This is a genomic window from Shewanella sp. S1-58-MNA-CIBAN-0166, assembly GCF_040310085.1.
Lineage (GTDB): Bacteria > Pseudomonadota > Gammaproteobacteria > Enterobacterales > Shewanellaceae > Shewanella.
In genome coordinates this window covers 82,233-95,744 of record NZ_JBEOPN010000021.1, presented here as the reverse complement: position 1 = coordinate 95,744, position 13,512 = coordinate 82,233, and the positions used below count along the sequence as shown (strand labels likewise).

10 protein-coding genes are annotated in these 13,512 nt (G+C 43.3%); 4 read left to right on the top strand and 6 right to left on the bottom strand.

Features of this window, described 5'->3' with window-relative positions:
- Positions 1–212: 212 nt before the first annotated feature.
- From fdhF to AAEY99_RS13700, 3 genes are all read right to left on the bottom strand, one after another.
- Positions 213–4,445: a formate dehydrogenase subunit alpha gene (fdhF, locus tag AAEY99_RS13710; protein ID WP_351010860.1), complete on the bottom strand. Its 4,233-nt coding sequence runs from the start codon at positions 4,443–4,445 to the stop codon at positions 213–215.
- A gap of 456 nt (positions 4,446–4,901) precedes the next feature.
- On the bottom strand, positions 4,902–5,618 hold the full coding sequence (locus AAEY99_RS13705; protein WP_351010859.1) for an oxidative stress defense protein: 717 nt from the start codon (positions 5,616–5,618) through the stop codon (positions 4,902–4,904).
- 164 nt (positions 5,619–5,782) lie between these two features.
- A complete protein-coding gene (locus AAEY99_RS13700; RefSeq protein ID WP_351010857.1) occupies positions 5,783–6,688 on the bottom strand; it encodes a LysR family transcriptional regulator in 906 nt (301 codons plus the stop codon).
- Between the two features lie 100 nt (positions 6,689–6,788).
- Here AAEY99_RS13700 and AAEY99_RS13695 point away from each other — a divergent pair, with 100 nt between their 5' ends.
- Both AAEY99_RS13695 and AAEY99_RS13690 read left to right on the top strand, forming a co-directional pair.
- Positions 6,789–7,595 (top strand): class II aldolase/adducin family protein, encoded by an 807-nt coding sequence (locus AAEY99_RS13695; protein WP_392342007.1) that lies wholly within the window; start codon positions 6,789–6,791, stop codon positions 7,593–7,595.
- Positions 7,596–7,731: 136 nt separating this feature from the next.
- Entirely contained in the window at positions 7,732–8,613 is an 882-nt protein-coding gene (locus tag AAEY99_RS13690) for a bile acid:sodium symporter family protein (protein ID WP_351010853.1), read from the top strand.
- 170 nt (positions 8,614–8,783) lie between these two features.
- Here the strand turns inward: AAEY99_RS13690 and AAEY99_RS13685 are convergent, their stop codons facing one another.
- On the bottom strand, positions 8,784–9,788 hold the full coding sequence (locus AAEY99_RS13685) for an AraC family transcriptional regulator (protein ID WP_351010851.1): 1,005 nt from the start codon (positions 9,786–9,788) through the stop codon (positions 8,784–8,786).
- 141 nt (positions 9,789–9,929) lie between these two features.
- On the opposite strand from AAEY99_RS13685, the gene AAEY99_RS13680 reads away from it, so the two are divergent.
- Together AAEY99_RS13680 and AAEY99_RS13675 are read left to right on the top strand one after the other, a co-directional pair.
- Positions 9,930–10,259 carry a 2Fe-2S iron-sulfur cluster-binding protein gene (locus AAEY99_RS13680; RefSeq protein ID WP_059748043.1) on the top strand — a complete coding sequence of 110 codons (330 nt, stop codon included), beginning with the start codon at positions 9,930–9,932 and terminating at the stop codon, positions 10,257–10,259.
- Positions 10,260–10,269: 10 nt separating this feature from the next.
- Positions 10,270–11,427, top strand: a complete 1,158-nt coding sequence (locus AAEY99_RS13675; protein WP_351010849.1) for an alkane 1-monooxygenase — start codon at positions 10,270–10,272, stop codon at positions 11,425–11,427.
- 46 nt (positions 11,428–11,473) lie between these two features.
- On the opposite strand, the gene AAEY99_RS13670 is transcribed toward AAEY99_RS13675, so the two are convergent.
- Together AAEY99_RS13670 and AAEY99_RS13665 are read right to left on the bottom strand one after the other, a co-directional pair.
- Positions 11,474–12,607, bottom strand: a complete 1,134-nt coding sequence (locus AAEY99_RS13670) for a sensor domain-containing diguanylate cyclase (protein ID WP_351010847.1) — start codon at positions 12,605–12,607, stop codon at positions 11,474–11,476.
- Between the two features lie 500 nt (positions 12,608–13,107).
- Positions 13,108–13,488, bottom strand: coding sequence for a DP-EP family protein (locus AAEY99_RS13665; RefSeq protein ID WP_182741341.1), 381 nt, complete (start codon positions 13,486–13,488; stop codon positions 13,108–13,110).
- Positions 13,489–13,512: the final 24 nt, after the last annotated feature.

Sequence of the window (13,512 nt, the reverse complement as noted above, 5' to 3'; positions counted from 1 at the left end):
ACTACGTCCTGCTAGGATCGCTTCGCTGCTAGGGCGGACTACGTCCTGCTAGGATCGCTTCGCTGCTAGGGCGGACTACGTCCTGCTAGGATCGCTTCGCTGCTAGGGCGGACTTGCGTCCTGCTAGGGGCTAGGTTCTTGATTTTATAGGATCTAGCAGCGTAGCGCTACTAGGCTACTAGGCTACTAGTATGATGTGAGCTAGGCTCTGCTTAAGCAACAACACTTGGCTGCAGTGACTTTTCTGCTTTTACTGCACACACCTTATATTCTGGAATTTTTGCAATGGGATCCAATGCATTAATGGTCAGTTTATTGGCTGCGGCTTCGGCAAAGTGGAACGGTAAAAATAATACTCCTACCTGAGCCCGCTTAGTCACAAAGGCGGCTATGTCTATTTCTCCGCGGCGAGTACTCAGTTTCAACATATCACCGTTATTGACTCCCAATTGCTCGGCATCAAAAACTGAAATCATTACTCTGGGCGCGCCTTTAATATCCAGTTCTGGGGTTTTGCGGGTCATAGTGCCAGTATGGAATTGTTCCAGTAAACGGCCTGTTGAAAGGGTTAATGGATATTCGCTATCGGGCATTTCGGCAGGTAGTCGATAACTCACTGGCATCATTCTGCCTTTACCGCGTAAAAATGTTTCGGTATGCAAAATCGGTGTGCCAGGATGGTTTTCATCAAAGCATGGCCACTGTAAACCATCTACCTTATGTTCAAGTCGTTGCCAGGTAAGGCCTTGATATTGCGGGGTGACGTGGTTAATTTCTTGCCAGATATCTTTGGTGCTGTGGTAATGCCAATTAGCATCAAGGCTGTTGGCAATCATTTGGATAATTTTCCAGTCTACAATCGCATCCCCTGGAGGGGTTAACGCGACACGTAATTGTTGTACCCGACGTTCTGTATTGGTGAAATGGCCATCTTTTTCAGCAAAGGCGGTCGCGGGGAGTACCACATGAGCCATCTGCGCGGTTTCGGTTAAAAAGATATCTTGCACCAGCATAAATTTAATTTTGGATAGTGCAGCGATTACGTGAGCTTGGTCCGGATCGCTTAGCACTGGGTTTTCTCCCAAAACATACAGAGCATCGAGTTTACCTTTCACAATCGCCTGCATGATTTCAGTTGCTGCTAATCCTATCTCTGAATTTAGCGATGTATTGCCCCAAGCTTTGGCAAATTTAACGTTATTGAGTGGGTTATCGACTTGCTGATAACCGGGATAATAATTGGGTAACGCGCCCATATCACAGGCACCTTGCACATTACTTTGGCCACGTAGTGGGTTTAGTCCGCCGCCCGTTACGCCAATGTTGCCACACAGCAATTGCAAGTTGGAGGTGGACACAACGTTGTCATAACCCGAGGTATGTTGAGTAATTCCCATGGCATAATACAAGGCTGTTTTATCCGCGGTACCAATCATTTTTGCTATAGCTGCAATGTCTTCTGCACTCACGCCAGTAATCAACGCTGCATTGGCTAAGTTGTAATCTGGCTTCATCACTTCTTGCTTGAGCAATTCATAGTCTTCAATACGGCTATTGATGTAGTGCATGTCTTGCCAGTTATTGATGATAATTTGCTGCATGATGGCATTGAGTAACATCACATCTGTGCCCGGTTTATGTGACACATATAAATGGGCACTGTCTGCAATAGCCGTTCTCTTTGGGTCCGCCACAATTAAGCGCGCGCCGTGTTGGCTGACCGCTCTTTTAATGTGAGAGGCGATAATAGGATGGGCGCTGGTGGTATCGGAGCCAATGATAAAAATCACATCTGAGTCTTTAATGCTGGGAATATTATTGGTCATGGCCCCGCCGCCAATGGTATCGGATAACCCTGCAACAGATGATGAATGACATAGTCGTGCGCAGTGATCGATGTTGTTGGTGCCCATAATGCTACGGGTGAATTTTTGCATTAAATAGTTTTCTTCATTGGTGCATTTAGCAGAAGACAATGCCGCAAACTTGCTTGGCCCAGCAGCATCTTTAATCGGTTGAAGTTGCTGTGCTATATAACTAATAGCCTCGCTCCAAGTGGCCGGTTCTAGCTGACCATTTTTGCGAATTAATGGTGTAGTAAGGCGTTTAGGGCTGTTTAAAAAGTCAAAACCAGAGCGCCCTTTAACACATAGCATGCCTTCATTGACCACTGATTGAATGTCACCAGATACTCGCATTACATGATTTTTGGTCTGGTCGACATGCAGTTCAACCCGGCAACCGACACCACAATATGTGCACACGGTTGAGGTTTTGGTTAACGCTCTGTCGCTGCCTTGGGTTTTATCGCGGGCATCAACCAAAGCGCCAGTAGGGCAAACTTGAACACAGTTACCGCATTGCACACAATCGCTGTCATTCATCGACGCAGTAAAGCCAACACGAGGGGCGTTGCGGCTAATGCCTGCTGTTGTAGCATCGGGTAGTGCTTGATAACTATTGGCTTCAAAGCTGATAACGTTATGACCACTTTGTTGATGGCAAGCGTCAATACAAGCGGCGCAACTGATGCAGCGATTAGCGTCGAAAGTAATAAAAGGCGCACTGTTATCGACTTTAAATTTACGCGCCTGAGTTTGATCCAGTGTTTTTCCGTCGACTTTATATTCGGTGGCGTAATCGCGTAACTTACAATCGGTATTGGCTTGGCAAGCACACTCTAAACAACGCATAGCTTCTTGCATTGCTTCATCGGGAATGAATCCTAGCTCTACTTCGGCAAAGTTAAGCGCTCGATTGAGCTGGTTTAGCTCTGGCATTTTTAAGCGACGACGTTTGGCTGTCTCAGGGTATAAGTTAGGGTAAGCGTTGGGATGTAGCGCTGCAGATAACGAGGCTGTTTTGTTGGCTTTTCGTGAGTTAAATAGTCCAGGCTCTAAATGACATGTTAAGCCTTCAGTTAATAATCCTTCAATGGCTTCAGCGGCTTTTCGACCGTCTGCCACCGCACCAACTGCAGTACCTGGGCCGGTGCGGGAATCACCGATAACAAATAGCTTTTCCACTCCAGCAGACATGGTTTGCTCGCAGCCAAGGAAAGTATGCCAGCGGGTCAGGGCGATATGGCCAGTGTCTATTTGATTTTCTGGTTGGTCTAAAAAGGCTAAATCCACTTGTTGAGATACCGCAGGAATTACGGTGTCGAACGCTTCTTCAAAGGTTTCGCCGGTCGCTTTAGGGGAGCGGCGACCAGATTCATCGGGCTCACCGAGCGCCATTTTAGCAAAGGTGACGGATTTAACCCGGCCCTGGTTATCGCTGTGGTTTTCCAGAGGATTAGTGAGAAAATGAAACTTAACCCCTTCCTCTTCTGCTTCATGTATTTCATAGGGCTCAGCTGGCATTTCATCACGGCTACGACGATAGATTAAGGTCACATCAGCACCATCACGGACAGCGGTACGGGCGCAATCAATGGCAGTATTACCGCCACCAATGACGGCTACTTTTTTGCCTGTAATGAATTTTTTGTCGGTGCAATAATCGCGTAAATAGTCCACACCTAAATAACAGCCGATTAAATCACTGCCAGGATAATTCATTGGCACGGCTTTTTGCGCCCCAATCGCGAGGCAAACCGCATCATAATTGGCCACTAACTCGGTTAAATTGGTATCACGACCCAGTTCAACTCCAGTTTCAATCTTAAGTCCATTGCGGGTGAGCAGTTCAATCTCTTTATCCAGTATATCTTTAGGTAAGCGGTACTCTGGGATGCCGTAACGTAACCAGCCACCTGCTTTAGGGGCCGACTCCATAATGGTGACATCGTGACCATTATTAGACAAATAATAACCCGCGGTGAGTCCTGCTGGGCCACTGCCGATAATCGCAATGCGCTTGTTGGTAGTGGGTGCTTTTGGCGGGACATAAGACTCTGCATCGTGTAAATCTAAGTCTGCTGCATGACGTTTTAATTGGCGAATTGCCACAGGTTCATCTACCAGTCCGCGGCGACACTGGGCTTCACAAAAAGCCGGGCAAACACGGCCAATAGACAAGGGTAAAGGTAAGGTTTGCTTGATGACTTTGACGGCTTCTTTATGATCACCTCTGCCGATATGATACAGGTACGACTGCACGTCAACGCCGGCAGGACAGGCGGTTTGGCAAGGTGCTTCACAATCAGCAAAGTGATCACTCAGAATATCTTTGAGTGCTTGTTGACGAAGATGGCTTAAGTGGCTCGACTGAGTAATGACCTCTAAACCCGTTTCTAGCGGTGTTTCACAGGCGCGAACACATCGTAAACTGCCATCTTGGTTTTTGATTTGTACTTGGCACAAATTGCAGTGTTGTCTCTCTTGGCGATGAGAATAATCACATAAGCTAGGGATGTTAATACCGGCGTTTTTTGCTGCCTGTAACAAGCTGTCAGCTTTAGGAAGCGAAAGTGTTGTTCCGTCGATAGTGATATCAATCATTGCAAAGCCTTTTCATTTTTTGAGTCACGGGCAAAGTCTAATGCCTTTGAGGATGGGACGAGTAGGGCGTCAATAGGGATAAACAACTAAACCTAAAGTGGGGTTAATGTCAGCAATGGCAGATTAAGCTGACAACCTTGCTCTCGCATCTACAGTCTATGTATCAAGTTTAATTTGAGGAGTGATTTTCAGATGTGACTTAGATCATTTTTATTGCGATTAAATGTGTATTTTATATTAATGTTATAATAAACAATTAACTACTTGTGGTTTTATCTCGTAATTATTGCTAGGAGAGTGATGATTTGTTGTCATTGTTCACAATTGTGGACAGTTGGTTGTGATGAGAGGATTCATCGCTGTTGCAACCATTGCAGTTATAGCCATTGCTGTTACAACAATGGCTGTTACAACAAAGCAGGCTGAATAAATGATATTCAACCTGCTTGTTTATTGCTACTTCAATCTAAAAACCACTTCAACTCTGTCGCTAATGTTAACTTGGCCTTGTTGATAGGTTTGCGCCACATCGGCATTCATTTTCATGCTGGCGCGGTACATTTCTGGCTGATTGGCTTGTTGCGGAAAGTATCTTACTTGCCATACCCCAGCAATTTGTTCACCAAAGCCTTTGGCTAAAGATTGAGCTTTTTGCTTGGCGTCATCAATCGCGGCTTGGCGAGCTTGCGCAATAATTTTGGCTTCTTGGCTCGACTTTAGTTCGATATTATTAACGTTATTAATCCCTTCAACCAAAGCGCTGTCGAGTAATTCATTTAAGCTGTTAAGGTCGATTACGGTAATGGTCATTTGACGACTAGCGTTATAACCCGTGAGTTTACGCGGTTCATTTTGCACATACATATATTGCGGATTAAGTTGTAAGTTAGCACTTTGGATGTGTTTTTTGTCGACTCCAGCTTTGAGTAATCGTTGCATAAATTGGCTAACGGCTTCGTCGGCTTTGTCTTTAGCCGCTTTAGCGCTATCGGCTTCTATAGATACTTGAACATTGATAATAGCCATGTCTGCTGCAGCTTCAATGGTGCTTGTTCCCACTGTTTCAATATGAGCAAAACTGAGCTCAGCTGCTTGTACTGGCGATAAACTGCTGGTGGCGCTTAAGGTAAATAATGAGGCAGAAATGATGCTTGTGAGTAATATTTTGTTCATTGATAACTCCGCTAGTGGTTAGCTAAATACTGTTTACACTCAGGTAAAGTGGGTCTGTTATGAGTGTAAACGGTGCAAATATAAAAAAGGGTTTTTATTTTTGACTATTTTCTGCGATTTATTTCTTACGGTTTATTTATGACTTACTAACTACTTAACAGAAACTAAAACAACTGGGCCGAGATATTAAGCAATTTATTTCTGATCCATTGATTTACCGGATCGTCTTGGGCTTGTTGATGCCAATACATGTGTACCGCCAGTTCTGGTACTTCAAAGGGCAATGGCGACACTACAATTGGCATGGTTTGTTGTAACAACATGGCGTAGGTGTTTGGCATGGTCATGATCAAATCTGATTGGCAGATGACGCTGATGGCGGCAAAGTAATGCTCGCAGCGTAATGCAATATTGCGGCTAACGCCTTGATGGGCAAGCGCCATGTCAACAGTGTCGATGCTGAAGTCTTTTAAGCTCACTAATGCATGAGATGCGGCGGCATAATTGGCGAGGGTGAGCTGCTGTAAAATCGGATGGTTTTGACGGCATACTAATGAAAATCGTTCGCTGCATATTAGAGTATTGCGAATATCTTTATGGGTTGGCATCAGTACATCGATAACAATATCTAAACTTTGCTGCGCCAGTGACGGCTCAAGTTCAGTGCGTTTAATTTGACGACTGTTTAGGGTGATATTGGGGGTGTTACTGAGTAAATCGGGCATAAGGATAGGAAAGAACATTGACTCTAATATGTCTCTTAAGCCTAGTTTTATCTCGCGTTTATGTTGCTGTATGTCAAATGTAGCGGGCTGGCTAACAGTATTATTGAGTAACAGCAGCGCTTGTTGCACGTCGGGAATGATTTTTTGGCATAAGGCTGTTGGTACCATTTTACGGCCATGGCGGACAAACAATGGGTCGTTAAATTTGTCGCGTAACCGAGCAATAGCATGGCTTACAGCGGGTTGTGTCAGGTGCAGTTTACTGGCCGCAGCAGTAATGCTGCCGTGCTGATATACCGTGCTCATAATGAGGAATAAGTTTAAATCAATCTTACTATGCAGCATATTAATAGTTATCTATGATTTAGTATCATTTGAATTTATTTTAGGCTTGGTTAAATTAAAGTCAAACTAAACCAATAAAAGTAGACTCAACATGACCGCAATAAATGACACTCAAGCACAGCAAATTCAAAAAATGACTATTGGTACTGATAAGTATCCAATGCCGTTACCGCCAAAATTTGATAACAAACAACAGCAACAACAATATGAAAAACAGCGCTTAGCCGCGGCATTTAGGGTATTTGCCCATTACCGATTCGATGAGGGTTTAGCGGGGCATATCACCTTGCGTGATTGTATTGACCCTGAGTCATTTTGGGTTAATCCGTTAGCGGTGCATTTTTCTAAAATTAGGGCTTCTGATTTAGTGCGAGTTGATCATAAAGGCAATATTTTGGAGGGTAAGCATCCAATCAATAATGCCGCATTTGCGATTCATTCGCGTATCCACCATGCTCGCCCCGATGTCAACGCAGTGGCTCACGCCCATACTACTTATGGGCGTGCATTTTCATCACTAGGTGAGTTACTTAAACCTATTTCTCAAGACGCATGCATGTTTTATGAAAACCACAGTGTGTTTGAGACTTTTACCGGCGTGGTCGCCGATTTATCTGAAGGCGATATGATTGCTGAGGCGCTACAAGGCCATGCTGCGGTTATCTTACAAAACCATGGCTTACTCACTGTCGGTAAGTCTGTTGATGCGGCAACGGCTAATTTTGTCATGTTAGACAGTTGCTGCCATAGCCAGTTATTGGCACAGGCGGCGGGTGAACTTAAATTGATTGGCCATGAAATTGCGACTAAAACTCGTCAAGTTAATGGTTCTGATTTAGTGACTTGGGGTAATTTTCAACCTTTGTATCAGGTCATGTTGGCACAAGACAATAGCTTTTTAGATTAAGCCTGTTAACGACGCCAAAGGGCGGTTTGATTTTGATAAAACCGTATTCATGCAGTCATATTTCGCAAGAACGTATTCTGTACTGATGCTTATGATACTCGCTAAGTCTGCTTAGCGGGCAAGGATGTTACTCCCAATGACAGGTTCGATTATTACCGAAATACTGCTGCCACTTGCGCTGGCGTTTATTATGTTTGGCATGGGCTTAAGCTTAACCCAGTTTGATTTTTTACGTTTGTGGCAAACTCCCATGCCGATTATTGGCGGCTTTATAGGCCAAATCATCGTGTTGCCCTTGCTGGCTTTTACTCTATGTTTACTAATAGATTTATCGCCAGCGATGTCGGTAGGGTTAATGATTTTGGCAGCCTGTCCTGGTGGGACTACCTCAAATGTAATTAGCCACTTAGCCAAAGCGAATTTGGCATTGTCAGTGAGTTTGACTGCACTGAGTAGCATTATGTGTGTCTTTACCGCGCCGTTTATCATCCAATTTGCGGTTAGTTATTTTAGTGAAAACCATGATATTGAGGTTTCGTTAAGTAGCATTTCATTAGGGTTATTGTTGATTACCTTACTGCCTATTATATTTGGCATGATTGTGCGGCGTTATTATCGCGATTGGGCTGTGAAGGTTGAGGTGTATTTTAGGCGCTTTGCATTAGTGTTTTTATTGTTGATGATTACTGGGGTGGTGATTCAAGAACGTGACATTATCAGCGACGCTTTTAACGAGGTGTTTATTGCATGCATGTTGTTAAATTTTCTTGCCATGATGGTGGGCGTAATTACTGCCAAACTATTCAAATTAAGCCACAAAGATAGCCTAACGTTGGCCATTGAAATTGGTTTACAAAACTCCACTATGGCAATGCTTATTTGCATTAGTTTACTGCAAGCCCCGAGTTATGCTGTGGTGGCTGGAGTGTATAGTTTAACGATGTATTTAGGTGCTGGCTTGTTAATCGCCTATGCCCGTTATGCTAGAAACCAAAAACATACAGTTCAATCTAGCTAATTACATTAGTGCTATTGATTAACGGATTTTGTCGGTTAGTTAATAGCTTAGTTACTTACTTAGGGCTTAGTTAATCACTTAGTGTTTAGTTACATAGTGTTTAGTTACATAGTGTTTAGTTAGTTACTTCGTTAGTTAGTGCTTAGTCACTTATGTTCCTAAATCGAATGTTATTTTACTCTTTTTTGCTGGCGGTATTCACTGGGTGTGGTGCCTTGCCAGCGTTTAAATGCCCGTCGAAAGTTAGCCACATCAACATAACCTAATTGATATGCCAATTGCTTAATACTGCCAGTAGATTGCGATAAGTATTGCTTCGCAATATGGTGATTCACCGACGCGACAATGTTTTTATAGCTTGTTTGTTGTTGGGTTAAATGGCGATGAAGAGTCCGTGGGGTCATATTAAAATGCGTGGCTGTATCGCTTAAGCTTGGTAGTGGCATCGGACTTTGTAGTAAATACTGATACAACTTATCGCTAAGGCTTTGCTGTAAATCAAGTTTTTTAAGTTCGTTAATACACCATTGTTTGGCTTGAATAAACGAGCTGGGATCGGCCATATCCAAGCGTTGATTTAATGATGCTTGAGTTAATATTAGCTGGGTGCTGGCTTGATTAAAATGCACTGGTACTTTGAGTAATGCGGAGTATTGCTGCCAATAGGCTGGTGCAGCGAACTCCAAATTAACCTGGCTTATTGCAGGTGACAACGGGGTGGTTTGTTGTAACAAGTTGGCAATGGTGACGAGCAAAGCATCCATAAACGGTTGTTGAATCACGCCCAATGGTTGTATCGCTTGCAGTGTGATAACCATATTGCTGGCGGTTTCATGGGTATTAACATTAACCAATGGTGTGCGTGTATTGATAAATTGCTTCAATGTATCAACAGCTTGTTTAAGGGTACTGCTATTAAGGATGGCAAATCCCATCATGCCATGGGTGTTAATGCCTATTCGGCTGCCGACATGTAAACCCAAGTCCGGCCGTGCCGATAGATGAATTGCAGAGGTTATCAGTCGTTGATAATCATCAAAACTCACTTGAAAGTGTGGGTCTTGTAGTTGTTCAAGCATAAGGCCGTTATGGGCTAGCCATATATCGACATTGCATTCCCACAGGCGCAGCTGTTGATACACTTGGTTTAAGTAAAATACAGGAAGCAGCTGCATAGCAATCTTATTAATGGCTTTGAGTTAGTTGTAACGGATTTTGCTGTGCTTGTCTATTAATGACCCCTTAATGTCCATTCTTCCCTCTTTGTTATATTTCTGGTTGGCGTACAGTAAACCTTTAATCACCAAGGAATGCGTATGTTGTCTATGTTTACTGCCAAACCGGTTAGCCTAACCATTAATGATGAAATAGTGATAGCGCAAACTAGCGTTAAACACTCTATTTTAACCGCCGCGTTGGCCGCCAACATTGCCTTTCCGCATCATTGCCGAGTAGGCAGTTGCGGTGCTTGTCGATGCAAGTTGATTGCGGGCGAAGTGAAACAATTAACCGACAGCGCATATGTTTTATCGGCTGAAGCCATCGCTCAAGGAATGATTTTGGCCTGTCAGAGTCTGCCTAAAACTGATGTGAACATTCACGTTAATTTACGCCAGCGTCCTTTAGCTGACGAACCGCAAGCATAAGGACATGGCCATGTTTAAATACCTTAAATTTATGTCGTTTCATCTTATGGCGGTGCTCGCTATTATCAGCATCACTTTGGGTGGAACCTATATCAGCATTGGCTTTGCTATTTGGGTTGCGGTGTATTTGGGTGGTGACATCGTGTTTGGTGATGATACCGCGACGCCACAATATCGCTATCCGGCTTTGCTTACGTGGCAATTGTGGTTGGCGCTGCCATTGACTGTGATATTAGTGTTTGTGTGTTGCTGGCAATTTGCCAGCCAAGATATTGGCCAATATGGCGCATGGGTCACTCGTTTTACGGGGTATGACGCCCTGTTAGCAAGGCAAAACACTAGCGTTATTCAATATGGGGTGATGGTGATTTATTTGGGCTTAGTGGTTGGCGTAATGGCGACGATTACAGGCCATGAGCTAACGCATCGTACTTGGCAGCCGGTGTCATTATTGATTGGACGCTGGTTATTGGCATTTAGCTTTGATGCTAACTTTGCCATTGAACATGTATATGGCCACCATAAATACGTTAGTACCTTGAACGATCCTGCTACCGCCCCTCGTGGTCGTGGTGTTTATGCACACATTATTATTTCGACCATTAAGGGCAATATTAGTGCGTGGCACATTGAGCAACAAAGGCTGGTGCGTAAACAGTTAGCGGTATGGAGTTGGCACAATAAAGCGTTACGAGGTTACGCTATGAGTGTCGCTATTATGGTGTGGGTATTTTGGCTTGCTGGTTGGCAGGGGTTAAGCTTTTTTGTATTAATGGCGTTATGGGCTAAAGCGACTTTAGAGATAGTCAATTACATGGAGCATTATGGCTTGGTTCGCGAGCTTAACTCGCCAGTAAAACCTCATCATTCTTGGAATACCAATAAGCGGGTAAGCTCGTGGGCTATGTTTAACTTAACCCGACATTCACATCATCACGCTCAAGGGCAGTTACCTTACCATCAGTTATCGCCTTATCCCGATGCACCGCAAATGATTGGCGGTTACCTTAGCACCTTTGTATTAACTCTTATTCCGCCTTTGTGGCATCGACTTATGCTGCCAAAATTACAACATTGGGATGCACATTTTGCCACGCCAGCTGAATATAATATGGCCCAGCAGGCTAATCAAAGAAGTGGCATTGCAACTTATCAAGCGTGTTGTTAACCCTTTGATTGTTTGATTGTTTGATTGTTTTAGTAGCTATTAGATATTAGCTACTCATATTAATGCGGTTACGGCCAGTTGATTTGGCACGGTAAAGTGCTGTGTCTGCTGCGCAAACCAGTGCGGTTGGCGTGCGGTATTGGCCACTGCGTTCACAGGCTATACCTTGGCTAACACTGATTTTGGTTTGTGCAGGTAACCCTATATCGGTAAAGCTTAACTGGTTAATACGACGTTGAATATTTTTGGCAATGTATTCTGCTGTTAACGGGTTGCTGTTGGGTAAAATGACGACAAACTCTTCACCACCATAACGGGCAGCCATCGCATTGTTAGACGGGAGCACCTCTGCCAGTACTTGAGCAATTTTTTGCAAACATTTATCACCGTTAACATGACCATACTGGTCATTAAACATTTTAAAATAATCGACATCGATAATGATTAAACACAGCGGTTGGTCGTGGTTAATGCTGTCGTTCCAGTTGGTTTGCAAGGCATCATCAAAAGCGTGACGATTGGCAAGGCCGGTTAATTTGTCGGTATGGGCTAAGTGGCGCAGTTTGTTGTATTCGGCTTTATGGGTAGTGAGGTTATGCATGATGCCAATAAATAACGGCTCAGATCCTATCTGCATCGACGGTAAACATGACAATGATAAGTCTGCTTCGAGCAACGTGCTGTCGGCGCGATTAATAATAATTTCTTTAGGACCATGATTAAACTGAGTGACTTTATTGGCTTCATCGCTGGCACTATTCCACAAAGAAAATAAAGATTGATACTCATCTTTAAAAGGGCTTTGTAGATAATCGGTCCAGGTTTGACCAATTAACATTTCGGCTGGGGCACCGAATAATTTAGCGCCTAACGGATTAATCATCTCAATAACGCCAGCGGAGTTAATCACAAATATCGCTTCTGAAATCGCGTTAATCACATTGAGTAAGGTGCGAATTTGTAAGTTATCTACTACAGCCATTTTGCCATTCTGGTTTGCTGAAGTGGCATCAAAAGTGGCATCAAACATCACCGCTGTCGATGACGAGTCGGCTAGGGTTTCAGCTTCAACACGCAGTGGTATTTTTACCGCGTTAGGATATTTAGACAATGAGTCTGTTAATTTAGTCACACGAGAAATCGTGTCATTGAGTTCAGTTAATTTATCATTGGTAAACATGGTGCATTTCCTCAAGCGTTTGGTGTTGGTAACCCCTTGTTGATGACAAACACTCTATTAGGAATGGGAGTTTTTAACCTTTCGGTAATCTTCTGATTTTAACTTATTGATTTTTATTTAATTAAATTATGATTTTTGGTATAAAAAAGATTGATTTTAGTTGCAGCTTAAAATGTCTGCATCAATCTGGCTGCGACTTATAGGGTAAGTCATGGCAATTGTCATAGCCATTCATCGGCAAGTTTTAGAGTTTTTCGCGAATTGGTTAGCGAATGTTTTAGTGAAAATATTAGTAAACAACACAGTGTTATTGGCGATGATTAACAGAGGTTTTTGTCTGGATTTTAGCAGAGGATTGAGGACTAAAAATCTAACCTTGCAATGGGTTAGTGGGTAACACAAGTTGTTTTAGTCTTGGTTAAGCGATTAACTGCTTTGTAGTGTGGTTATCTTGTTCAAGATAAAAAGCTCAGGGTAGCCCTGAGCTTTTTATCTATTTTTTATTTATTATCGCGATTAATAACTTGAGGATCTGGGCTAAGTACTAGCAGGGTATTGGCACTGTTTGACAGCACAAATTGAAAGCTGGTGCTGCCTGGCACTTCATTTAAATCGGTTAATTGTATCAAGTTGCCATCGCTGCTGATGGTGGTGGCATCGATAATACCGTCAAACGTGGTAGTGAAAGCTGCGCCAACAAATTTAAGGCCCTTACCAGTCTTGTCAATCAACTGGTAAGAAATGACTCCGTATTGAGTTACGACCATATTGCCGGATACTGCAGAACCATCAATATTAGTATAGCTAAAGACGGGTTCATTGTTCGCGTTTAGGATTACTGTGACGTTAAACATGGTTGCTTGGCCTTGGACATTAGGCATTTTATTCTCCATACTTTCTTTTTG